We start from the raw sequence: 22819 nt of genomic DNA on the forward strand, positions 1-22819 counted from the left end.
GACCGGTGGGCAAACCGGAACCGAACGCGGGGCTTGAGCGGCTGTACCGGGAAACCGGGTGGACGCTGCGGCGGTTCGCGCAGGAGATCAACCGCTTAGGGACGGAGCGAGGGACGCCCCTCCGATACCGAGAGCCTTCGGTGCATCAGTGGCTCAAGGGGCACATGCCCAAAGAGGACGTGCGCCCGCTCATCCTGGAAGCCCTTGCCCGCAAGCTGCGGCGCCCGGTGACGAACAGCGAGGCCGGGTTCCCCGCGACTTCCGCCGATCAGCAGCCCGCCCATCCCAGTACGGTGGAGGGGCTGTTAGACCTGGGGAGGCAAGACATGGACCCGTCCCGCCGGAGCATCCTCGGCGTCGGCCTCTTCTCTGTTGCGCTGACCATTCCCAACTGGCCTGATGTCGTCGGCAGAATGGAAGCTGTCCAAAAGGGCGACGTCCAGCGCATTGGGATGGCCGATGTCCAGGCCGTTTCCGCGATGACTGAGCGCATCTCTGAGCTTGACGACCAGTTCGGGGGGCGCACTGCCCGGCCCATGGCTGCCGCATTCCTGGTGAACACAGCGGCTCCGTATCTGCGGATGGAAGCCCCGGAATCCGTCCGCAAAGCGATGATGGGTGCGGTCTCGGACCTCTGTTACCTCACGGGCTATATGGCGGTGGACGAGGGGCTTCATGGTCTGGCGCAGAAGTATTACCTAAAGGCCCTTGAACTCGCCGGAGCGTCCGAGGATCACTTGACGTTCTGCACCACCCTACGAGGGATGAGCGTTCAAGCAGTCGATTTGGGGCACGGCGCGCAAGCAATGCGTCTCGCGGACGCTGCCGCGGCTGCCTCACCGCAAGCCGGCCCGCGAATGCGCGCGTTTCTCGTGGGTCAGCAAGCCCATGCGGCAGCGCAGACGGGGGCTCGTGTCCAGGCGCAGCGTTACCTGCGGGAAGCCGAAGTCGCCATGGAAAAGGCGGAGTCGCAGTCCAAGGCTTTTGGTTCCTACGACCCGTCGTCGCTGCTGTACCACATGAGCCAAGTCCGATACGAGCTCGGAGACATCGCCGGATCAATCGAAGCTATGGAACAGTCGGACCGGATGCGGCAGAGCGTCTACCGCCGTGCCAGGGTCCGGCATCGTTGCACCCTTGCCGAGAGGCAGCTAGAACTAGGTCACCTTGAAGCAGCGTGCCAGACGTGGGCTCTCGCCTTGGAGGATTACCCCAGTCTCCAATCTGGGCGTGCGGACGAGCGGATCCAGACCATGCACAGTCGAATTCGCCCGTTCCTTAAGAATCATGCAGTGCGTGACCTTTACGAGCGAGCTCGACCGGTAACCCCGGCAAGATTGCTCCCACGGTGAACGCGAATGGCCCCGCCCTCGCCTCCCCTCACGGGGCGGTAAGGGCGGGGCTCTTTCCGCAAAAATGCTTTAACTAGCCATGCAAGTTTTTTGCCTCCCTGCCGTGCTCCCAGGGCTCTGGGAGGGGGTCCCTGCCTGGTGCAGGGTCACGAGCGGCGAGGACGGACACGCTCGGCAGCCCATCCGCCGGGCTGGTGCTTCGCGGTCTCGCGGTTGTGGCACGACGTGCACAGCGGACGAAGCCGATGCCACGCGTCCGGATCGGACACGCCCCGTGCGACCAGCGAGCGACGCGAGTCGGGGAAGTGGTCAGCCCCGGTCGCCGGCTTGCTGCACAGCACGCACCACGGATGTGCGTACAGGTAGCGGCGTCGGATGTTCGGCCACCGTCGCCCGTACGCGCTCGTCCCGGTGTCTGCCGCAGTGCGTTCGCCTCACGCTCGTGAGCCTCACAGCGGCCACCGCGAGCGGTCAACTCGGGGCACCCGGGTACCGAGCAAGGGGGGCATAGGGCACCTCTAATCCAAAGGGGGCGAGCGGGCGGGAGGTCGTCCGTGCCCTGCTTTCCACAGGCCCGGAAGTCGATCCCCACCATTCGGCGTAAGGTGCGTGGAACAAGGTTGGCGGTACGGAAAACCCGTGCTGTCCTGGGCATATGAAGCAAACGAGTGACATAGCCGAGCGCCCACATTTCGAACTGCGCGTTGGCGGTCTGTACTTGACTATCCAGCGCATCCCCCGATGGCTCGTAGCCTTGATCACCACAGCCATCGGGGCAGCGGGGACGTGGTGGGCACAGCAGTAGCCCCGAAGTCCTCGTCCGTCTTCCCTCGGTGGCACTCGCGGCGCAACGGCTGAAGGTCTACGTCTTTTCCCTCACCACCGTGGGTGAGCGGTCGTACATAGTCGACGTCTACACCGTCGTCGAGGACGGGAGAGCTGCAACGGGCACACCGAGTGGCCCCCGAGGGTGCACAGCGGCAAGCACAGACCGCGAGCACGCCGAGCAGGGCCCGAAGCCCGCCCCTGGTGCAGCTCGCAGCGTCCCGCATGGGTGGCAAGCCTCCCGACGCACACCCCCGGTCAGCACCTATTTCCCAGCATGTCGCCAAGGGAGGAGTGCAGCTACGGCCCTAATATGAGTCGTATGGAAAACACGTGGGCAAACCGCGACTTCCCCGTTTTGGATCACATTGTAAAGGCACTGGATAAGCCCGAAGTCGACTTCGTGTACGTGGCAGAGACCGCAGAAGAACTGAACCTGCAAACTGATGACGTGGTAAGTGCCTTCGATGCCTTGGAAGGCGCAGGGTACATTACCCGAGCCAGGGGTGGAAGTAAGATCAATTGGGCCGCTGATAGCGTTTCAGGCGAAGCCAGACGAATCGTTGGGCAGTGGCCCAGTGCTGAGGGCGCTATTGATGCCCTGATCCAGGGAATGGAGGCAGCGGCAAACGAGTCCTCAGATCCAGAACAGCAAGGGCGGCTTCGCAGGACAGCCGACGCGCTTCGCACGTTCGCGCGAGACGTGGCCGTGGGAGTAGCCGCCAACATCATCAGCGGACGAGTGGGCTGAACCACGTACCGTGTGACCAGTCGGCGCCCCCTCATGTGACCCGCGCAGGCCACCCTGGGACTGGAACCCGGAACGCTGCGGCCGATATCCCCGAGCCGGGACCGGTACCGCGCACCTCTACCGATTGGGTCGGGTGGGTTTGGTCGTCCTCGCCGGCGGGGCCGGTCCGGACACGGTGGGGGACTGCACGCGCTTACAACCCCTTTCGGCGACTCGCGGACGAGCCGGTTACTCATGGGCGGTGCAGTCCCCCGCGCTCTGCCTCACGACCCCTGAGTTATGCGGGGGCCGTTCCCTTCGGCGGGATGGTCGGCGGTTCGATGGCAGATCCGTTCGGCAGGCGTGGCGTGACATCCACGATCACGAGCCGGTCAGGGTTTGCCGGGTCGCGCTTGGGCCGGGCACCGCGGGGCATCACAGTGCCACCCTCCCCGGCGGTGTCCGAGTCGGACCAGAGCGGCCGTCCCTGCGCATCGCGAGGGAAGTACGGGTAGTCCTCGTTCGGCCCGGGGTCCAGCGCGTCAACGGCCATCGTTGCTCCCTGCAACGTAGGCTTCGCGCTCGGCGCTCAGTTCAGCAGCGAACTCGGCGCCCAGCGCTGCCGCGTGGGTTTCCACGGCCCGCTGGATCTCGTCCAGAATCGCGACATCGTACAAACGGGGCTCGGGCACCGTCATGACCTCACGCAGCGCTGTCTGTGCGCGCTGAGCGTCGGTGAGTACGTGGCCACGCTTGTAGCGTGCCGCCCTGTACTCGACGTACGCCGCGAACCACGGCTCTGCGGCAAGAGCCTCCATGAACCGCTTATGGGGGTCAGTGCCGGAGTCGACCGCTTGCTGTGCCCGCTCCATCCACGTGTCGACCACCTTGCGGTCGTAAGCTTCCTGTCGCTCGGCCCGGCGAGACGCTTCCGCCTCCCGCGCAGCGTCCAACTGAGCCTGTGCATCAGCGAGCGGGCCGGACAGCTTCTCCGCCTGCGCGCGCAGCTTCGCCACCCGCTCGGCAGCCTTCTCGATCTCGGTAGCCATGACTCACTTACCCCCGTTGGTCACATCGCGGCCGTGCTGCGCGGCCAGCTTCTTGTCCTGCTCGTAGTAGCCAAGGCTCATCAGCGCAGTTGGGCTCATCCGGTCGAACATTTCGGGATGAGACCGCTTCATCGCGGCGAGTTCTTCCATGTGCGCGTCCCACTTCCAAGCCTCGGCGCGAGTCCGACCCTTGTCCCGTCGTCCGTCGAGGAATTCGGCGCGTCGTAGATTTTCGTTCATTGAGAACCTTCTTCCTGGTTGGTTGGTGAAAGGCCGGCGGCCGTGCGGCGCTTTCGGTAATCGGCTTGCCTGCACCGGGACGAACAGAAGCGGCGAGGACGACCTCGACCGCTCCACCCGGCGGGGTCCCCGCAGTGAGCACAGGCGGCGTTCTCGCGTTCCCACTGAGCTGCCCACTCGGCATCGTCTAGGTCATCCTGTGCCGCTCGGCACTCGTCCTCTGCTTCGTCGTCGTAGTCGCAGAACTTCTTCCTGCGGGTCACTTGGAACTGTTCCCCGCACAGTGGACAGGTCTTCATGGGGAGCCGTCGATGCTTCTTTCCGGCTCGATAGGTGGCATGGCGGCAAGCGGTGGAGCAGTAGCGCTCTTGTCGCCCGGCCAATCGGCGGCCGCAGTGTCCGCAGTTGTGCAGATGGTTCTCCGGGGCGTAGTAGCCCACGCGCAACCCCCTAGGGTCGTTATATAAGTCGATGACGGGGCTACAGTTTCTATATTTCTCTTAGTTTTTCTAGAGAAAACAAGAAACTGTAGTAGGTCTTGGGTGTTTCGTAGTCGACTCCCTCGCTGGGCAGCAGAGAGCCCCGGCGGACGACGTCGTCCCCGGGGCTCGATCGGGTAGCTGAGTTGACTAGGCAGCCGTGCGCGCGGCGCGTGTCTTCTCGACATGAGCGAGTGCGGCGTCTAGCGGCTTCTCATTCGTCGCTGTGTCGATCCATGAGATGGAGAGTCGTTCGTCGATCGGTGTGCGGTCCCCGCGCCCCTTCGGCGGGCTAAGAACTATCTTCTTCATCGCCGCCCGCAATAGTGCCCGCTGGCCGCTTGGCCCGGCGTTTTCCCAAAGATGAGCCAACGCCTTCGGTTCCATGAGAGTGCTGAGGTCGGCATCCTTTGTCAGTTCCTTCAACTCCGATTTCATCGCTGCAATCTGGGCTGAGAGCTCTCCGCGAAGCGCTTCATAGCGTGACTCATCCATACCTCCGCCGAGGAAGTACTCTTTCTGGAGCTTGAGTTCCCGTGACGATGCGTTTTCCAGTGCTGCCGTCACCTCCTGCTTTCGCTTCTCCTTCGCAGGATCCTTGTAGTCCAGCCACTTCCGTGCGATTGCGTGGATCACGTCGGATTCCGGGGAGAGGCTGAGTATGTGTGTCTCCCACAAGCCGGATACGGCACGGTCGATTCGCGCTCGGTCCGTAGACATCCCCTCACAGGAGGAGGCTCCTTCTCGTTGGCGTGCTTGGCAGCGGTAGTTCACTCCTCCGTTTTCCATCGGCCCCTTGCAATGGCCACACCTCAGAATGTCGGTCAGGATGGCGACGATTTCGCGCTTCCCGCGTGAACGATCGCCGATGGAGGTTCCAGGCTGGGCGCGTTCCGCAAGGATCTGATTGATCTTGACGTGCTCGGCGAACGTGACGACTCCCTGCCCGCACGAAATGGGATGCCCGTTCTTGTCCAACAGCGGAGTTCCGCCACGGTGGTACTTGTCCAGCTCGTTGCCATGTTCGTCGCGCATCTTTTCGCGGTTGGGGACCAGGCCGGCCCACGCGACGGAATGGGCAAGGCTGATGATCCCCGAATCCGTCCACTTGCGCCCATGCCGGGTCCGTAGACCCTCGCTGTTCAGCTTGTTAGCTATCCATGCCGGGGTGAGGCGGTTGAGCAGATAAACGGCGATGCGCCGGGCGGTCGGGTATTCCTTCGGAAGATGGAAGAGTTTCCCTGATCCTTTGGGGGAGTGGAGTCCGTACGGTGCAACTCCTCCGTTCCACTTTCCTTCCATTTTGTTCGCGAGGACGCTCAGTTTCGCGAACTGCGAGATATCTGCCGCTTGCTCTCTGGCTTGCTCAGAGAGAATGGCCAGAACCATACGAGACTTGGATGAGTCGATGCGCTCGCCCACGACGTATATGCGGGCCTTCCTGGTGTCGAACTCGTCAAGCAGGAGGCCGACCTGTCCCATTCCACGTCGCGAGAGGCGGCTAGTCTTATAGACCGACAGTGTCTTTGAGAGGCCCGCTACCACGGCAGCGGTGGCTTTCTCGAACTCTTCTCGGCGAACGCTTGCTTTGCTTGCGCTTCGCTGCTCAAACCATACGTGCCGAACCTGCTTGTTTTCGCTACGCGTGTGGTAGCACATTTCTCGGACCTGCTGCCGAAGTGCGGCAAGAGTGTCCTTCTTCTTACTCCGCCGCAAGTACAGCTCCACCAGGTCGATGGGGTCGCCTGTGGCGGGCTCCCACAACCCCAGCTCTCGAAGCTCGTCATCTTCGAATCCGAGAGCGCGCAGTGTGGGGAGGTCTTCGCGTTCCATGGTCATCCGTTCGCCGAAGGTGACCACCTCCTGACCTGTGGTGGGCGTACCTGCTGTAGGGGGCAGGAAGTTCCCTGGCGCCCCCGCGCGGCCCCTCACTGTTATGTAAGGAGCAAGGAATTCCCGTTACGCATAGAGAGCGGCAAGTCCCTCCCAGTCCGTTGTGGGGACCAGTGAGTTCCCGTCACTCCCCTGTGGAGCCAGCAAGTTCCTCTCACTCCCTGTAGAGAGCGGGAAATTCCTTCCTGGTCTCTGTGGGGGCCAAGAGATTCCAGCAAGCACGTTTCCGCAGGTCAAGCGTGGTATGGCTCCGCTCGTCCACGCCTGCCCCTGGTGCTACGTCGGCAAGGCGCGCTTCGAGAAGGGGCTCGCGGCCTTCGCGCACCGGGAGGAGATCGAGGTCGTGCACCGCTCCTTCGAGCTCGACCCGCACCGCGCCAAGGGTGACGTCGAGCCGGTCGTCGGCATGCTGATGAGGAAGTACGGCCGCAGCCGCGAGGAGGCCGCGGCGATGGAGGAGCAGGTGGCCGCCACGGCGCGCGGTGAGGGGCTGCCGTACGACACGGCCGGGCGGATGGCCGGCAGCACCTTCGACATCCACCGCCTCCTCCACCTCGCCAAGGCCCGCGGCCGCCAGAGCGAGCTGCTCGACCTCGCCTACCGGGCCAACTTCGCGGGCGAGGGCTCCGTGTACGACCTCGAGTCCCTCGCGCGGCTCGGCGTCGAGGCGGGCCTCGCGGAGGAGGAGGTCCGCGAGGTGCTGGCGGACGCGACGGCGTACGCCGACGACGTGCGCGCCGACGAGGAGGAAGCCGCCCGGCTCGGGGCGACGGGCGTCCCCTTCTTCGTGCTCGACCGCCGCTACGGCGTCTCCGGCGGCCAGCCCGCCGAGGTGTTCACCCGCGCCCTGGAGCAGGCCTGGCAGGGGCGCGCCCTTCAGCCGCTCGGCCCCGCCGGGGACGACGAGGGCGCGGCGGCGTGCGGTGTCGACGGCGCGTGCGAGGCGGAGGCTCCGAGCCGTCCATAAGTAATGCTATGAGGGAGCGCGCAAACATACGCAATTGACGAGAGATCAGGTCGGCGGTGAGGGTGGGGGCATGGAAACCCCACTCGGAGGCGCCGAGTTCGCGCCCGCGCAGACGTATCTGAACACCTCCACCTCCGGGCTGCTGCCCCGCCGGGCCGTCGACGCCGTCAAGGCGCTCGCCGAGCAGAACGCCGCCGGGCGGCCGGACGGGCCCGGCAGCTTCGAGGTGGTGGACGGCGCGCGGCGGCGTTACGCACGGCTCGTCGGCGTGGCGGCGGACCGGGTGGCCCTCGGGGGATCGGTCGCCGTGCACGTCGCGCTGATCGCGCAGTCGCTGCCGGCGGGCGCCGAAGTGCTCTTCGTGGAGGGCGACTTCAGCTCGGTCATCACGCCGTTCACGGTGCGCGGCGACCTCAAGGCGCGGTTCGTGCCCCTGGAGGAGCTGGCCGGCGCGGTACGGCCGGGGACCGCGCTCGTCGCCTTCTCGGCCGTGCAGTCCGCGGACGGGCGGGTCGCCGACCTCGCGGCCGTGCGGGAGGCGGCGGCCGCGCACGGCGCCCGCACGCTCCTGGACGCGTCGCAGGCGGCGGGCTGGCTGCCGCTGGAGGCGGGTGCGTACGACTACACCGTCGCCGGCGGCTACAAGTTCCTGCTCTGCCCGCGCGGCGCGTCCTTCCTGACGGTGAGCGAGGAGGCCCAGGAGTCCCTGGTGCCGGCCCACGCGAGCTGGGTCGCCGGCGAGGACCCGTGGACCAGCACGTACGGACCCGTCGAGCGGCTCGCCCCGACGGCGCGGCGCTACGACGAGCCGCAGTCCTTCCTCGCGTACTACGGCGCCGAGCGGTCTCTGGCCGTGCTGGAGGAGACCGGTATCGAGGCGGTCCACGCCCACGCCACGGCGCTCGCCGCGCGTTGCCGGGCCGGGCTCGCGGACCTCGGCCACGAGCCGGTCCCGGCCGGTCGCGACGGCTCGGCCGTCGTGGCGGTGCCGGGCCTCGGCGGGCGGCAGCCGGAGCTGGCGCGCGCGGGCGTCATCGTCTCCGCCCGCGCCGGCAACCTCCGGGTGTCCTTCCACCTCTACAACTCGGCCGCCGACGTCGACCGGGTGCTGGACGTGCTCTCCGCGTCCCGAGTCCCCGGGGCCGGGCAGTAGTCCCCCGCCTCCCGGCACAGATTGGCCTCGACCTTCCCCAGCAGCCGGACGAGCTCGGCCCGCTCGCGCGGGTCCAGCCCGGCGAGGGTGTGCTCCTCCAGGTCGCTCCAGGCGGCGGACACCTCGGCGAGCAGCGCGCAGCTGGAGTCGGTCGCCTCGACGAGCACCGCGCGCCGGTCGGCCGGGTCGGGGGAGCGGCGGACGAACCCGGCGTGCTCCAGGCGCTGGAGCATCTTGGTGACGGTCGACGGGTCCAGGTCCACCGCCTTGATCAGCTCCGACTGGCGCACCGGGCCCCTCTCCCACAGGCACATCATCACGAACTCCTGGCCCGGGTAGATCCCGGCCGCCTTCAGGAGGCGGCCCGCGGCGATCCGGTGCAGCCGGGCCACCCGGGAGAGGGTGTGGCTGACCGGGCCACCGCGCGCGGCGGCCGGCCTGATCATCACCGAGGGCATCCAGCCCTCCCCGGTCGGCCAGGCCTACCCGAACACCCCCGGCCTGCACAGCGCCGAGCAGGTCGCCGCCTGGCGCGAGGTCACCGACGCCGTCCACGCCAAGGGCGGCCGGATCTTCGCCCAGCTCATGCACGCCGGCCGCATCGGTCACCCGGTCGTCCTGGCCGACCACCCCGGCGACCTGCACCCGGTCGCCCCCTCCGCCATCGCCCCCAAGGGGCAGATCTTCACCCCCGAGGGCCTCAAGGACTTCGTCACCCCGCGCGAGCTGTCCGACGCCGAGGTGCACGCCACCATCGCCGACTTCGCCGCCGCCGCCCGCAACGCCGTGGACGCCGGCTTCGACGGCGTCGAGCTGCACGGCGCCAACGGCTACCTCATCCACCAGTTCCTCGCCCCCGGCAGCAACCGCCGCACCGACGCGTGGGGCGGTTCCGTCGAGAACCGCATCCGCTTCGCGGTCGAGGTCGTCAAGGCCGTCGCCGCCGAGATCGGCCCCGAGCGCACGGGTCTGCGCGTCTCGCCCGGCAACACCTTCAACGACATCGACGAGCCCGAGCCGGAGCCCACGTACGCGGCGCTGCTGCAGGCCGTCGAGCCGGTGGGCATCGCCTACCTGCACGTGCTGGAGAGCAGCCCGGCGAGCCGTGAGACCACGTGGGCGCTGCGCAAGCGGTTCTCCGGCACCTTCGTGCTGAACCCGCTGACCGACGGTCCGACCAGCGCCGCCGACCTCGCGCTGATCGAGGACGGCACGGCCGACGTCCTCGCCTTCGGGGCGCTGTTCATCGCCAACCCGGACCTGCCGGCCCGGCTGAAGGCGGGCGGCCCGTACAACACCCCGGACGCGTCCACCTTCTACGTCGGCGACCACCGCGGCTACACCGACTATCCGGCGCTGACCGCCTGAGACCCACGGAGGGGCGGGACCGCCCGGCGGTCCCGCCCCTTCCCGTACGCCGTACGCCGTACCGGCATCAGCCCGTCGGCGTCACCACCCCGGCTTCACCGCACCGGCGTCACCGCACCGGTGTGAAGTCCCGCGCGCCGATGAACTCCGGCCGGCGCACCGGCGCCGCGAACGGCTCCACCGCGGCGTTCTCCACGCTGTTGAAGACGATGAAGACGTTGCTGCGCGGGTACGGCGTGATGTTGTCGCCCGAGCCGTGCATGCAGTTGCAGTCGAACCAGGTCGCCGACCCCGCCCGGCCCGTGAACAGCCGGATGCCGTGCGCGTCCGCGAACTTGGTCAGCGCCTCGTCCGACGGCGTGCCCGCGTCCTGCATCTGCAGCGACTTCTTGTAGTTGTCCTTCGGCGTGGCACCCGCGCAGCCGAGGAACGTCTTGTGCGACCCCGGCATGATCATCAGGCCGCCGTTGGTGTCGTAGTTCTCGGTCAGCGCGATCGACACGGACACCGTCCGCATCCGCGGCAGCCCGTCCTCCGCGTGCCAGGTCTCGAAGTCCGAGTGCCAGTAGAAGCCCGAGGCGCCGAAGCCCGGCTTCACGTTGATCCGCGACTGGTGGACGTACACGTCCGAGCCGAGGATCTCCCGCGCCCGCCCCACCACGCGCTCGTCGCGCACGAGACCCGCGAACACCTCGCTGATCTTGTGAACCTCGAACACCGACCGTACGTCCTGGGACTTCGGCTCGACGATGGAGCGCTCGTCGGCGCGCACGGCGGGATCGGCGATCAGCCGCTCCAGCTCCGCGCGGTAGACGGAGACCTCGTCGTCCGTGATCAGCTGGTCGACCGCGAGGAAGCCGTCCCGCTCGTACGACCGGAGCTCCGGGGTCACGGTGCCCCACACCACCGGGTCCTGGCGCGGCGTCATCACCTCGGAGGCGCCCCGGGTGGGGTACAGGTCCTGCACAGCGGTCATCGTCATGGTGTCAGCCCTCCTCGGTCAGCAGCGGATAGACGCCGTTCTCGTCGTGGTCCTCCCGTCCGGTGACGGGAGGGTTGAAGACGCACACGCACCGGAAGTCGGTCTTGGGGCGCAGGGTGTGCCGCTCATGGCCGTCGAGCAGGTACATGGTGCCCGGCTCGATCCAGTGCGTCTCGCCCGTCTCGTGGTCGGTCAGCTCGGCCTCGCCCTCGACGCACAGGACGGCCTCGATGTGGTTCGCGTACCACATCGACGTCTCGGTCCCGGCGTACAGCACGGTCTCGTGCAGGGAGAAGCCGACCTTCTCCTTGGCGAGCACGATGCGTTTGCTCTCCCAGGTGCCGGACGCGGCCTTCACGTGGCGGTCGGTGTTCTCGATGTCCTTCAGTGAGCGGACGATCAACTCGCCGTTCCTTTCGTGTGGGGGTGCGGGGTGCGGGGGGCGTTCAGGCGGTTTCGCGGACGGCGCGGGCCAGCGTGCGCAGCCCCTCGTCGAGCTCGTCGGGCGTGATGGTCAGCGGCGGCAGCAGCTTGACCACCTCGCTCCGCGGCCCCGAGGTCTCCAGCAGCAGCCCGAGCTCGAAGGCGCGCTTGCAGACCCGGCCCGCCCGCTCCTTGTCGGCGAACTCCATGCCCCAGACCAGGCCGCGGCCCCGGTAGTGGGCGCCGTGGGCGGAGTTCTCGTCGCAGATCGTCAGCAGTGCCTGCTCGACCTGCTCGCCGCGCGTGATGGTCTGCTTCTCCATCTGGCCGTCGGCCCAGTACGTGTCCAGCGCGGCGGTGGCGGTGACGAAGGCCGGGTTGTTCCCGCGGAAGGTGCCGTTGTGCTCGCCCGGGCCCCAGACGTCGAGCTCCGGCAGGAAGAGGCAGAGCGACATGGGCAGCCCGTACCCGCTGATCGACTTCGACAGGGTGACGATGTCCGGCGTGATGCCCGCCTCCTCGAAGGAGAAGAAGGCACCCGTGCGGCCGCAGCCCATCTGGATGTCGTCGACGATGAGCAGCATGTCCTGGCGGTCGCACAGCGCTCGCAGCGCCCGCAGCCACTCGGGCCGGGCCACGTTGATGCCGCCCTCGCCCTGCACGGTCTCCACGATCACGGCGGCCGGCTTGTTCAGACCCGACCCCTGATCCTCCAGCAGCCGCTCGAACCACAGGAAGTCCGGGACCCGCCCGTCGAGGTAGTTGTCGAACGGCATGGGCGTGCCGTGCACCAGCGGGATGCCGGCACCGGCCCGCTTGAAGGCGTTGCCGGTCACGGCCAGCGAACCGAGCGACATGCCGTGGAAGGCGTTGGTGAACGACACGATCGACTCGCGGCCCTTCACCTTGCGGGCCAGCTTCAGCGCCGCCTCGACGGCGTTCGTCCCGGTCGGGCCCGGGAACATCACCTTGTACGGCAGGTCGCGCGGCCGCAGCACCACGTTCTGGAACGACTCCAGGAAGGCGCGCTTGGCCGTGGTCGCCATGTCGAGGCCGTGGGTGATGCCGTCACGCTCCAGATAGTCGAGGAGCGCCCGTTTCAGCACGGGGTTGTTGTGGCCGTAGTTGAGTGAGCCGGCCCCGGCGAAGAAGTCCAGGTACGTGTGCCCGTCCTCGTCCGTGAGGCGGGCGCCCTGGGCGCGGTCGAAGACGGCGGGCCAGCCGCGGCAGTAGCTGCGTACCTCGGATTCCAGGGTTTCGAAGACGCTGAGGGCGGGCGGGGTGATGGTCACGACGGTCTCCTCGGAAAGGGTGGGGGTCTCGGGTCTCAGGCGGCGATCGGGCTGATGCGGTAGAGCACCTCGGGCAGGTGCGTGCCCTCCGGGAACAGTCCCCCGTCGAAGAGGACCTCGCGCTCCACGGAGGCGCCCCGGCGCTCGGCGTACGAGGTGAAGAGCCGCTCGGACGCGGTGTTGTCCGGGGTGATCGTCGTCTCGACGGTGTGGACCCCGCGCCCGGCGAGGCGCGTGGTCAGCGCGTCCAGCAGGACACCGGCCAGGCCACGACCGCGGTGGGCGTGGTCGACGGCGACCTGCCAGACGACGAGGGTCCCCGGCCGCTCGGGCCGGATGTAGCCGGTGACGAAGGCGATCGGCTCACCGTCCGCCCCGCGCGCCACCAGGGAGGTGCCGGCGAAGTCCCGGCACCACAGCAGGTAGCTGTACGAGGAGTTGAGGTCGAGGACCTTGGAGTCGCGGGCTATGCGCCATATCGCGGCTCCGTCCTCGACACGGGGAGCGTCGACTTCCAGGAATTCGTGTCGGGCACGTGCAACATCTGCTTGCGCGGCGGTCATGCGAATGCAACTTACCCAGCAAATTCTGAAAATGCATGGCCGCGGGGGGTTGGCTGGCCGCACCTCATATGTTATCCGCGCGGGTGCGGCCTCGCCCCTTTTGACCTGCTATTACCGCCGCAAATCAGACACCTTGTGGACTCGGTCACACCTTGATCACGACCCGGAAATCAGCTTGTTTAACCTTTCGGAAACCGGGCAGAAGAATGCGGGAAGCTACCCTCCGAATAACTTACCAATTTCCCCCCGCAAAATGGACGTCGTATTCCCTTTGCCTGGGCAGCAGGCTCTCCCAGCGGTCCTCGCCGCGCGCGATCCGCCCCAGCGCCCGGAAGTACCCGAACCGCTCCACTCCCGGCGTCAGCACCGCCAGCAGGTCCGCCCCCCGGTCCGGCGCCGCGCGGAACGCGTGCGTCAGCCCCGGCGGCACCACCACGAGGTCGCCCGCCGTGACGGTCCTCACCTCCGCGTCGAGCAGCACCTCCAGCGAGCCGCCCAGCACGTAGAGGAGCTCCGTCGACCGCAGGTGCCGGTGCGGCTTCGCGCCATCGGCCCCGGCCGGCAGCGTCAGCCGGTTCACCCCCGCCGCGCCGCCGTCCACCAGCAGCCGGAACACCGCCCCCGAGGGCAGCTCCACCGTCTCCGCCGCGCGCTCCCACACCACCGTCTGAGTCATTCCCGCTCCCTTCTCCGTACGTCCGGGTTCCAGTACATGGCGGGAAGAAGACGTGACCAAGAAGCGGTTGACCAGCACAGTGATCATCAAAGGTGATGGGTGGGGGGACCAGGGTGGAACTGCGTCAGCTGGAGTACTTCGTCGCGGTCGCCGAGGAGCTCGGATTCGGCCGGGCCGCCGAGCGGCTGCACATCGTCCAGGCCTCGGTGAGCCAGCAGATCGCCCGCCTGGAGCGGGAGCTCGGCCTGCGGCTCTTCGACCGCTCCACCCGGCACGTACGCCTCACCTCCGCCGGTGAGCGGCTGCTGCCCGAAGCCCGCGCCGCGCTGGCCGCGGCCGAGCGGGTCCGGCGCACGGCGGCCGGGGTCGCCGCCGGGACGGAGGGCCTGATCCGGCTCGGCACCACCCGCGCGTTCGCCGACCGCGTCTACCGGGCGCTCGACACGCTGGCCGCCCGCCGCCCGGGGCTCCGCGTCCGCCTGGAGCGCGCGCCGCAGGAGGCCCGGCTCGCGGCCGTGCGCTCCGGCATCTTCGACGCCGCGCTCGTCCGCACCGTGCGCCAGGCCGAGGGCGTCGCGCTGCACCCGCTGTGGTCCGACCCGCTGATCGCGGCGCTCCCCGCCACGCACCCGCTCGCGGCCGCCGACGCGCTGAGCCTCGACTCCCTCGCGCACCTGCCCCTGCGGCTGGCGCCCCGGGCCGCGAACCCGGCCTTCCACGACCTGGTCACGTCCGCGCTTCCCCGGGTGACGCCGGGGCCGCCGTTCACCACGCTCCAGGACACCCTCACCGACCTGGCGTCCGGCCCGGAGCCGTCGTGGACGGTGTTCTACCCGGTGGGCAGCCTTCCCCCGACCACCCGCGTGGTCTTCCGCGCGCTCCCGGCCCTCACGGTCCCCATCTCCCTGGCCACCCCACCGGGCCCGCCGTCCCCGGCGCTCCAGGCGCTCCTGGAGGCCCTGACGGCCGGAGCTGCCCCAGCCCGCCCCATCCCATAACGAGGGCGCAGCCCTCGGGCCACCGGGTCTCCGGGCCTGGCGGGCTCCCGCACCCCGGACCCCGCCAGGCCCAGCCCCCTACCCCCACGCCTCCGCGACAGCGGCCCGCGCCGCCTCCACGTCCACCGCCGCGCCGCCCGCCTCCCGCAGCGCCGACGCCAGCGCCGCCAGCGACGCGTCGACGACGTCCCGCGAGGCATCGGGGCCGTAGTGGTTCACGCGGATCATCTCCTTCGCGAGCGCGCCGCCGCCCGCGACCAGCGGTACCGACGGGTCGTGGGCCAGCGCCGCGCGCACGAGCGCCGAGGCGTCCGCGCCGGCCGGCACGCGCAGCGTCGTGGCGACCGGCGCCGCGTCGCGCGCCTCGCGCACGTACGGCTCCAGCCCGCCGCCGAGCGCCAGAGCCCCCGCGCGGGTGGCGGCCGCCGCCGAGGCGTGACGGCTCGTCACCACAGCGAGCCCGTCCGCCTCGATGCGCTCCAGGCACGCCTCCAGCGCCAGCATCTCCAGCTGCGCGGGCGCGTGCAGCAGCGCCCGGCGCCCGCCGTCGATCCAGCGCTCCTTCCAGTCGAGGAGCGAGAGGTACGAGCGGCGCGGGGCACGCGGGTTGGCCGCGAACCGCTCCCAGGCACGCGCGCTCACCGACACCGCCGAGACCCCGGCCGGGCCGCCCATCGCCTTCTGGGCGCCGATGACGCACAGGTCCACGCCCCACGCGTCCGGCAGCAGCGGCTCGGCGCCCACCGAGGCGACGGCGTCGAGCATGAACAGCGCGCCGTGCGCCCGTACGACCTCGCCGATCTCCGCGACCGGGTTGGTGTTGCCGGTCGCGGCCTCCGCGTGCACGAGCGAGACGAAGTCGATCTCGGGGTGCCGCTCCAGGGCCTCGGCGATCTGCCCGGCGGTGACCGCCGTGTGGAACGGCACCTCCAGGTCGACGACGCGCGCACCGCAGTCCCGCAGCCAGTCGCCGAAGGTCTGCCCGTACGGCCCGGTGACGACGTTGAGTGCGGTGGAACCCGGCCGGGCGCCCGAGCGGATGCAGCCCTCCAGCGGCAGCAGCGCCTCGCCCTGGGTGATGACCACGTCCTGCTCGGTGGCGAGGAGCGCGGCCACGCGCCGCTCGATGGCCGCGAAGCGGTCGGCGGTCAGCGGGGGCAGGTCGAGGAGGGGATGGTTCACGACGGACAGCTCTCTTCTTCGGTTCAATCACGGCCGGCCCGCCCGAGCCTACCCACGCCCTCGTAGAGTGCTGCACATGACCAACGACGTGGTGCTGCACGTGACGGGACGGGTGCTCGTCGGTCCTGAGGACGTACGGGACGAGCTGTGGGTGGTCGGCGGCCGCGTCACCTACGACCGCCCCACGGGCGCCGCCGCGACGGACGTCCGCACCGTCACCGGCTGGGTGCTGCCCGGCCTCGTCGACGCGCACTGCCACGTCGGCCTGGACGCCCACGGCGCCGTCGACGAGGCGACCAGCGAGAAGCAGGCGCTCACTGACCGGGACGCGGGCACGCTGCTGATCCGCGACGCCGGTTCACCGGCGGACACCCGCTGGATCGACGACCGCGAGGACCTGCCGAAGATCATCCGAGCGGGCCGGCACATCGCCCGCACCCGCCGCTACATCCGCAACTACGCGCACGAGATCGAGCCCGCCGACCTCGTCGCGTACGTCGCCCGCGAGGCGAAGCGCGGCGACGGCTGGGTGAAGCTGGTCGGTGACTGGCTCGACCGCGAGAAGGGCGACCTGGGCGCCTGCTGGCCGCGCGCCGAGGTGGAGGCGGCGATCGCCGAGGCGCACCGGCTCGGCGCGCGCGTGACGGCCCACTGCTTCGCCGAGGAGTCGCTGCGCGACCTCGTCGAGGCGGGCATCGACTGCATCGAGCACGCGACGGGCCTCACCGAGGAGACCATCCCGCTCTTCGCCGAGCGCGGCGTCGCGATCGTCCCGACGCTCGTCAACATCGCGACGTTCCCGAAGCTCGCGTCCGGCGGCGAGGCGAAGTTCCCGCGCTGGGCGGACCACATGCGCAGGCTGCACGAGCGTCGCTACGACACGGTACGGGCGGCGTACGACGCGGGCGTCCCGGTCTTCGTCGGCACCGACGCGGGCGGCTCGCTGGCGCACGGCCTGGTCGCCGCGGAGGTCGCGGAGCTGGTCAAGGCGGGCATCCCGCCGCTCCACGCGCTGTCGGCGACGGCGTGGGGAGCGAGGGCCTGGCTGGGGCGCCCGGCCCTGGAGGAGGGCGCCCCGGCGGACCTGGTGGTCTACGAGGAGGACCCGCGCGCGGACGTCCGCGTCCTGGCGGCGCCGCGCCGCGTGGTCCTGGGCGGCCGCGTCGTCGGCTAGGGCCTCAGCCCCGCAGGAACAGCAGCCGGGCGCGCTTCTCCGCGATGTGCACCTCCGGCAGCACGACCTCCGGCAGGACCACCTCGGGTCCCGGCTCGAAGCCGTTGCGCACGAGCAGCGCGATGGCCTTGTCGTTCGCGGCGTCCGGCTCGGCGACGATCCGCCGGTGGCCGGTGAGTGCGTACGCGACGAGGACGGAGACCAGGTGGGACGAGAAGCCGGGCTCCGGCGTACGGGCGGGGGCGAGCAGCAGGTGCACGCCGATGTCGCCGGGCTCGACGTCGTAGCACTCGCTGACGCGGTCGGCCTCGGGCTCGTACGTCTGGAAGAGCGCGACGGGCTCGCCGTCCCGGTACGCCAGGAACCCGTGGTGCGTGGTGAGCGAGTTGAGGTGCGCGTAGATCTCGCGTACGTCGTCGACCGTGGCGTCCCGCATGCCCCAGAACCGTGCCCGCTCCTCGCTGACCCAGGAGTGGAGGAGCTCCGCGTCCCGGTCGGGGTCGATGTGGAGGAGCCGGACGGTCCCGAAGCCGTCGAGGGTGCGCTCGTACACGCAGTCGGTGTCAGTGGTGGTCATGCCGCTCCTCGGTGAGCTGGTTCCAGTCGGTGATGACGGGGGCGAGGCCGCCCCGCAGCCACAGGGGCAGCTGGTCGCGCTGGTGCGGGTCGCCGGGGACGCCCGAGGCGCCGAAGGGCACCACCCAGAGGCTGTCCTCGCGCCGGGCCAGGTCCCACACGTAACGGGCGGCGGGGCCGCGGGCGGCGCGGTCGGTGAGGCCGGGCACGGACGACGTGGAGCACACGCAGTCGTGGTCGCCGTCCAGTGCGGGCCATGTCGTGGTGTCGTCCGGCAGCGCGGCCCACGGCGCGAGCCGGTGCGCCGCCCCCCAGGGCTCGTCGGGCACACCGGCGCCGGCGACCGCCACGAGCGCCTCGCGGACGATCGCCAGCCGGTCGGCCTCCGGTACGGGCCCGCCGGTCAGCAGGGTCTCCAGGGCGTAGGCGACGCGCGGCACCAGCGCCAGCCAGGGCTGGAAGAGCGCGGGGTACGCGGGCGGCGTGGCGAGTCCGGCGAGCGCCGGGTGCTGGGCGAGACGGCGTACGACCTCGGCGCGGACGGCCGCGAACGCCGCCGCGTCCGTGCTGTCGGCGTCCATGCGGCGGTTCCAGCACAGCAGCCGGTCGCGCAGGGCGACCGCCCCCGGGTCGAGGTCGGCGGCCCCGGCGACGAGCGTGAGCAGCGGGCGCGCGGAGGCGAGGTGGGTGTCGGTGTGGACGGTGGCCATGGCGGGCGCGGTCCACTCGGCGGAGGCGTCCAGCAGCCGGGCGATGCGCCGCGCCCGGTGCGGTGGCGCGAACTCGACACCGAGCGGCGCGGCGAGGCCACGGGCGTTCGCCATCACGGCGACGCCGTCGACGTCCTCGCGCGGCAGCGGCGTGTGGTGCCCGGTCCACTCGTGGCCCGGCTCCCAGGCGGGTACGACGCGCAGCCGGTTGTCGGGGTGGCGCAGCGGGACGTAGCCGGCGACGCGGTGGAGCACGCCGCCCTCGGTGTCGGCGGCCTGGACGACGTTGACGGGCTCGATCCAGCGGTCGAAGGCGCGGTCGACGTCGGCGACGGTGCGCGCGGCGAGCAGCGCGGGCAGGGCGGTGAAGCCGAGCTCGCCGGTGACGCGCGGCGGGTAGCGCAGGCTGACCGGACCCTCGGCGTCCTCGGGGATGATCACGGGCCCGCGTTCGGTCTCGACGATCTCGACCTCGACCGGCTCGGCGTCCTTGACCTCGATGCTCTCGGTGTGGACCCGGGCGGGCGCCCAGCCGTCCGGGCCGAGGGCCTCGACGCCGCCGTCACCGGTACGCCGGAGCCGCTCGCGGTACAGGTCCTGGTAGTCGGCCATGGCGTTGGTGATGGCCCAGGCGACCGAGCCGGTGTGACCGAAATGCGCCAGGCCCGGTACGCCGGGGACGGCGAGGCCGACGACGTCGAATGCGGGGCAGGCGAGCCGGATCTGCTGGTACACGCCGGGCGCCTCGATGAAGCGGTGCGGGTCGCCCGCGATGAGCGCGGCGCCGGTGGCGGTGCGCTCGCCGGTGACGAGCCAGCCGTTGCTGCCGGAGGTGGCGGGGCCGTCGGTGGCGAAGAGCTCGACGTGCTCCTCGCCGAGGCGGCGGGCGACCGTGTCGCGCCACAGCTTGGTCGGGAAGCCGGCGAAGAGGATGTGGGTGGAGAGCCACACGGCGAGCGGCGTCCACGGCTCCCAGCGGCCGGGGACCAGCCCGGTGGCGGCGAACTCGGGGGAGCGCCGGGCGCCCCCCGCCGCTTCGCCCTGCGCGAGGCCGTCGTTGACGCCGTCGACGTACGCGTCCACCCAGCTGCGGGTCGGCTCGTCGAGCGCGTCGTAGCAGCGCCGCGCGGTGTCGGCGAGCAGGGCGCGCCGGGCGAAGAGGTCCCACTCGAGGGCCTCGGCACCGAGGAAGGCCGCCGTGGTGCCCTGGGCCCGGTGGCGCTCGACCTCCAGCTGCCAGGCGCGGTCGACGGCGGTGGTACGGCCCTGGGCGTAGCTGAGTTCCCGCGCGTCGGCGGCGCGGAGGTGCGGGATTCCCCAGCTGTCCCGGTAGACCTCGATGCTCACTCTTGTCCCGATCTCTTTAGGTTAGGCTGCCCTAACTTAAGACATGGCTGTTCGAGAAGCAATCCGGCCACATTCGAACGTGGGCGCAGAAGCCACCCCTTGGTGTGAACTCCCGTTACGCGCCTGACGTTTCACACCCTTCCCGCCAGGATTCCGGTGTCCCGCGTTGCCGCCGCACCCCACGTGTCCCCGTGGGTTCGAGGCGCGGCGACGCTCTTCTCCCACCGTCTCCATGGGGAACCACCGTGAACACGACCAGAACCACCTTCCGCAGGCTCCGCCTGCCCGCCGCCACCGTCACCGTGGCGCTCGCCGCCGTGGCCGTCCCGCAGGCCCCGGCGCACGCGACCGAAGCCGGCGGCCGGGCGAACGCGGCCGTCCTGCGCACCGCCCTCGACGTCTCGCTCCTGAGCAAGTCCGTGAACGTCCCGCTCACCGCCACGCTCAACGCGGTCCAGGCCCCGGCGAACGGAGCCCCGGCGAACGGAGCCCCGGCGAGCGCAGCCCCGGCGAACGCCGCCCCGGCGAGCGCCGAGAAGACCGCGCTCACCGTCACCCTGGACGGCGTCGACCGGGGCAGGCCCTTCACCCTGCTGCACGCGGACGCCGCCACCGCGAAGGCCACGGCGGACTCCCGCCGCGCCGAGGCCTCCACCCGCCTCGCGCGCGCCCGGCTCCACGTCCCCGGCCTGCCGCTGCTCTCCCTCGTCGAGGCCGAACAGGTCACCGCCCGCGCGGTGTGCGAGGCGGGCGAGCGCCCGGTCGCCGAGGCGAACCTCCTCGGCAAGGTGACGGTCCTCGGCAAGCGGGTGACGCTCACCCCCGGCGGCCCCACGCGCGTCCAGGCCCCCGGCGTCGGGGAGGTCACGCTCCACCTCTCGAAGTCCGAGACCACCACCCGCACCGCCGCGGCCACCGCCCTCTCGCTCAAGGTGGCGGTGAACCCCCTCAACCTCAACGTCGCCGACGTCACCGGCACCCTGACCCTCGCCGAAGCCGCCTGCACGACCCCCAAGGCCCCCGCGAAGCCCGCCGCCGTCCAGCCCCAGACCGTCGCCACGAAACCCGCCGCCACGGCCGCGGCCCAGCCCGACCTCGCGGCCACGGGCGCCGGCCCGACGACCCCGTACGTCGCGGCCGGCGCCCTGGCCTTCCTGGCGGCGGGCACGGCGGCGCTGGTCACCCTCCGTCGCCGCCGACGCGCCTGACCCGCGGTTACCGGCCGGGCCGCCGGCCCCGCCGCCCCAGCCGGGCCGCCAGGCACGCCAGCACCAGGGCCGCGCCACCGGCGCAGACGGCCAGCCCGTAGGCGGGGTCGCCCCCGTCCTGCGGCGCCGCGCCCCCCAGGCCGCCACGAACGCCACGCGTCGGCTGCGCGGTGGGTGTGGCGGGCGCGGTGGGTGCGGCCGTGGCCGTCGTCGTGGGCGTGGCGGGCGCGGTGGGCGTGGCGACACCCGCCTCCGCCCTGCTGGGCAGCGCCTCGCAGGCGATCCCGTCATCGGGCGCCGGATCGTCCTCGTCCAGCCGGTGTGGGTCGCTGGGGTCCTGGTCGTACACGGCCTGCGCCTCTTCCTGGTACGTGAAGTGGCGGCAGTCGAGATCCTGGGCGTACGCGACGCCGGGAAGCGATACGGAAGCGGCGCCGGCCAGAAACGCGGCGGCCACCGCGGTACGGAAGTTCATGACGAAACCTCCTCCTGGTCTTACGACCATGGCCTATCGACCATAGGGAGGGAGGCGCCGCCCCGCCACTCCAGGGAACCGCACCCTCAGCGCCCCTTCGCCGCGCTCCCCGCCATCACCAGCGCCTGGTCCAGCGCCTGGAGGAACCGGTTCGTCGTCACCCGGTCGCGGACCGCGAGGCGGAGCCAGTCGGGCCCCAGGCCCGGGAAGGTGTCGCCGCGGCGGGCCGCGAAGCCGAGGGAGCGCAGGCGGTCGCGCACCACGTCGGCGCCGGCGATGCGGACCAGGACGAAGGGACCCTGCGCGGCCGACACGGCCCGTACCTCCTCGAACTCCGCGAGGCCCGCCAGCAGATGGGCGCGGTCCGCCGTGATCCGGTGGGCCGCTTCCTCCGCCTCGGCCAGCGCCGCCGGGGAGACGCACGCCTCCGCCGCCGCCAGCGCGGGCGTGGAGACCGGCCACAGGGGCTGCGCCCGCTCCAGGGCGGCCACCGTGTCCCGGTCGGCGAGCACGTACCCGATCCGGAGGCCCGCGAGGCCCCACGTCTTGGTGAGGCTGCGCAGCACCACGAGCCCCGGTACGTCGGTGCGGCCCGCGAGAGCCTCCCGTTCGCCCGGCACCGCGTCCATGAACGCCTCGTCCACCACCAGGGTCCGCCCCGGCCGCGCCAGCCGGGCGAGGACCGAGGCGGGGTGCAGCACGGACGTGGGGTTCGTCGGGTTGCCGACCACCACCAGGTCGGCGTCCTCGGGCACGGCCGCCGGGTCCAGCCGGAAACCGTCCTCCTCGCGCAGCAGCACCCGCCGCACCTCGTGCCCCGCGTCCCGCAGCGCCGCCTCCGGCTCCGTGAACTGCGGATGCACCACCACCGGTCTTCGCACCGGCAGCGCCCGCGCCAGCAGCACGAACGCCTCCGCCGCCCCGGCCGTCAACAGCACGCGGTCGGCGGGCAGTCCGTGCCGGGCCGCCACCGCGGCCCGCGCCGCCCGGCCGTCGGGGTAGGCGGCGAGCCCGGTCAGCGAGCGGGCGATACGCTCCCGCAGCCAGTCCGGGGGGGTGTCGGCACGGACGTTGACCGCGAGGTCGGTCAGCTTCTCGTCGCGGACCTCCGCGTCACCGTGGTGCCGCAGGTCGTGGGTGTCGGTGTCGGTATGCAT

The 22819-nt window shown here is 70.6% G+C and carries 23 protein-coding genes; 8 read left to right on the top strand and 15 right to left on the bottom strand.

Annotated features, from left to right (window positions below; all coding sequences use genetic code 11):
- The first annotated feature begins 5 nt into the window (after positions 1-5).
- Positions 6-1352 (top strand): tetratricopeptide repeat protein, encoded by a 1347-nt coding sequence (locus tag ACZ42X_RS23100; RefSeq protein ID WP_468293140.1) that lies wholly within the window; start codon positions 6-8, stop codon positions 1350-1352.
- A 758-nt stretch (positions 1353-2110) separates the two neighbouring features.
- Here ACZ42X_RS23100 and ACZ42X_RS23105 read toward each other — a convergent pair.
- Positions 2111-2404: an HNH endonuclease signature motif containing protein gene (locus ACZ42X_RS23105; protein ID WP_468293143.1), complete on the bottom strand. Its 294-nt coding sequence runs from the start codon at positions 2402-2404 to the stop codon at positions 2111-2113.
- A 95-nt stretch (positions 2405-2499) separates the two neighbouring features.
- Here ACZ42X_RS23105 and ACZ42X_RS23110 point away from each other — a divergent pair, with 95 nt between their 5' ends.
- Positions 2500-2928, top strand: a complete 429-nt coding sequence (locus ACZ42X_RS23110; RefSeq protein ID WP_468293146.1) for a hypothetical protein — start codon at positions 2500-2502, stop codon at positions 2926-2928.
- A 521-nt stretch (positions 2929-3449) separates the two neighbouring features.
- On the opposite strand, the gene ACZ42X_RS23115 is transcribed toward ACZ42X_RS23110, so the two are convergent.
- The 3 genes from ACZ42X_RS23115 to ACZ42X_RS23125 all read right to left on the bottom strand — a co-directional run bounded on the left by ACZ42X_RS23115 (position 3450) and on the right by ACZ42X_RS23125 (position 6508).
- Entirely contained in the window at positions 3450-3956 is a 507-nt protein-coding gene (locus ACZ42X_RS23115; RefSeq protein WP_468293149.1) for a hypothetical protein, read from the bottom strand.
- 3 nt (positions 3957-3959) lie between these two features.
- The gene (locus ACZ42X_RS23120; protein WP_468293152.1) at positions 3960-4196 is read right to left on the bottom strand and encodes a hypothetical protein; all 237 of its coding nucleotides are present in this window, start codon (positions 4194-4196) and stop codon (positions 3960-3962) included.
- A 629-nt stretch (positions 4197-4825) separates the two neighbouring features.
- Entirely contained in the window at positions 4826-6508 is a 1683-nt protein-coding gene (locus ACZ42X_RS23125) for a recombinase family protein (protein ID WP_468293155.1), read from the bottom strand.
- A gap of 304 nt (positions 6509-6812) precedes the next feature.
- On the opposite strand from ACZ42X_RS23125, the gene ACZ42X_RS23130 reads away from it, so the two are divergent.
- Both ACZ42X_RS23130 and ACZ42X_RS23135 read left to right on the top strand, forming a co-directional pair.
- Positions 6813-7535, top strand: coding sequence for a DsbA family oxidoreductase (locus tag ACZ42X_RS23130; RefSeq protein WP_468293158.1), 723 nt, complete (start codon positions 6813-6815; stop codon positions 7533-7535).
- A gap of 70 nt (positions 7536-7605) precedes the next feature.
- Positions 7606-8688 (top strand): aminotransferase class V-fold PLP-dependent enzyme, encoded by a 1083-nt coding sequence (locus ACZ42X_RS23135; protein ID WP_468293160.1) that lies wholly within the window; start codon positions 7606-7608, stop codon positions 8686-8688.
- Here ACZ42X_RS23135 and ACZ42X_RS23140 read toward each other — a convergent pair.
- Entirely contained in the window at positions 8613-9146 is a 534-nt protein-coding gene (locus ACZ42X_RS23140) for a MarR family winged helix-turn-helix transcriptional regulator (protein WP_468293163.1), read from the bottom strand. The genes ACZ42X_RS23135 and ACZ42X_RS23140 overlap by 76 nt on opposite strands.
- On the opposite strand from ACZ42X_RS23140, the gene ACZ42X_RS23145 reads away from it, so the two are divergent.
- Positions 9091-10056 (top strand): oxidoreductase, encoded by a 966-nt coding sequence (locus ACZ42X_RS23145; protein WP_468293166.1) that lies wholly within the window; start codon positions 9091-9093, stop codon positions 10054-10056. The two genes, ACZ42X_RS23140 and ACZ42X_RS23145, sit on opposite strands and share 56 nt — an antisense overlap.
- 109 nt (positions 10057-10165) lie before the next feature.
- Here the strand turns inward: ACZ42X_RS23145 and thpD are convergent, their stop codons facing one another.
- The 5 genes from thpD to ACZ42X_RS23170 form a co-directional block, all read right to left on the bottom strand.
- Positions 10166-11038: an ectoine hydroxylase gene (gene thpD / locus ACZ42X_RS23150; RefSeq protein WP_468293169.1), complete on the bottom strand. Its 873-nt coding sequence runs from the start codon at positions 11036-11038 to the stop codon at positions 10166-10168.
- 4 nt (positions 11039-11042) lie between these two features.
- Positions 11043-11441 (bottom strand): ectoine synthase, encoded by a 399-nt coding sequence (locus ACZ42X_RS23155; protein ID WP_355360336.1) that lies wholly within the window; start codon positions 11439-11441, stop codon positions 11043-11045.
- 43 nt (positions 11442-11484) lie between these two features.
- The gene (gene ectB, locus ACZ42X_RS23160) at positions 11485-12753 is read right to left on the bottom strand and encodes a diaminobutyrate--2-oxoglutarate transaminase (protein WP_468293173.1); all 1269 of its coding nucleotides are present in this window, start codon (positions 12751-12753) and stop codon (positions 11485-11487) included.
- Positions 12754-12788: 35 nt separating this feature from the next.
- Positions 12789-13316 carry a diaminobutyrate acetyltransferase gene (gene ectA, locus ACZ42X_RS23165; protein WP_468293176.1) on the bottom strand — a complete coding sequence of 176 codons (528 nt, stop codon included), beginning with the start codon at positions 13314-13316 and terminating at the stop codon, positions 12789-12791.
- Positions 13317-13548: 232 nt separating this feature from the next.
- Complete coding sequence (locus ACZ42X_RS23170; RefSeq protein WP_468293179.1) at positions 13549-13992, bottom strand: cupin domain-containing protein; 444 nt, start codon at positions 13990-13992, stop codon at positions 13549-13551.
- Positions 13993-14105: 113 nt separating this feature from the next.
- Here ACZ42X_RS23170 and ACZ42X_RS23175 point away from each other — a divergent pair, with 113 nt between their 5' ends.
- Positions 14106-14990, top strand: coding sequence for a LysR family transcriptional regulator (locus ACZ42X_RS23175; protein ID WP_468293182.1), 885 nt, complete (start codon positions 14106-14108; stop codon positions 14988-14990).
- A 78-nt stretch (positions 14991-15068) separates the two neighbouring features.
- Here ACZ42X_RS23175 and ACZ42X_RS23180 read toward each other — a convergent pair whose 3' ends face one another.
- On the bottom strand, positions 15069-16172 hold the full coding sequence (locus tag ACZ42X_RS23180; protein WP_468293185.1) for a pyridoxal-phosphate-dependent aminotransferase family protein: 1104 nt from the start codon (positions 16170-16172) through the stop codon (positions 15069-15071).
- 76 nt (positions 16173-16248) lie between these two features.
- Here ACZ42X_RS23180 and ACZ42X_RS23185 point away from each other — a divergent pair, with 76 nt between their 5' ends.
- Positions 16249-17346, top strand: coding sequence for an amidohydrolase family protein (locus tag ACZ42X_RS23185; RefSeq protein WP_468293188.1), 1098 nt, complete (start codon positions 16249-16251; stop codon positions 17344-17346).
- Positions 17347-17350: 4 nt separating this feature from the next.
- Here the strand turns inward: ACZ42X_RS23185 and ACZ42X_RS23190 are convergent, their stop codons facing one another.
- Both ACZ42X_RS23190 and ACZ42X_RS23195 read right to left on the bottom strand, forming a co-directional pair.
- Positions 17351-17923, bottom strand: a complete 573-nt coding sequence (locus tag ACZ42X_RS23190) for a GNAT family N-acetyltransferase (RefSeq protein WP_468293192.1) — start codon at positions 17921-17923, stop codon at positions 17351-17353.
- Positions 17910-19979 (bottom strand): penicillin acylase family protein, encoded by a 2070-nt coding sequence (locus tag ACZ42X_RS23195; RefSeq protein WP_468293194.1) that lies wholly within the window; start codon positions 19977-19979, stop codon positions 17910-17912. The genes ACZ42X_RS23190 and ACZ42X_RS23195 overlap by 14 nt, the downstream gene beginning before the upstream one ends.
- Positions 19980-20224: 245 nt before the next feature.
- On the opposite strand from ACZ42X_RS23195, the gene ACZ42X_RS23200 reads away from it, so the two are divergent.
- On the top strand, positions 20225-21187 hold the full coding sequence (locus ACZ42X_RS23200) for an SCO1860 family LAETG-anchored protein (protein ID WP_468293197.1): 963 nt from the start codon (positions 20225-20227) through the stop codon (positions 21185-21187).
- A 7-nt stretch (positions 21188-21194) separates the two neighbouring features.
- Here ACZ42X_RS23200 and ACZ42X_RS23205 read toward each other — a convergent pair whose 3' ends face one another.
- Together ACZ42X_RS23205 and cobC are read right to left on the bottom strand one after the other, a co-directional pair.
- Entirely contained in the window at positions 21195-21662 is a 468-nt protein-coding gene (locus ACZ42X_RS23205; RefSeq protein ID WP_468293199.1) for an excalibur calcium-binding protein, read from the bottom strand.
- Positions 21663-21748: 86 nt separating this feature from the next.
- A complete protein-coding gene (gene cobC, locus ACZ42X_RS23210) occupies positions 21749-22819 on the bottom strand; it encodes an Rv2231c family pyridoxal phosphate-dependent protein CobC (protein ID WP_468293202.1) in 1071 nt (356 codons plus the stop codon).

The organism is Streptomyces sp. NPDC030862 (assembly GCF_055571835.1).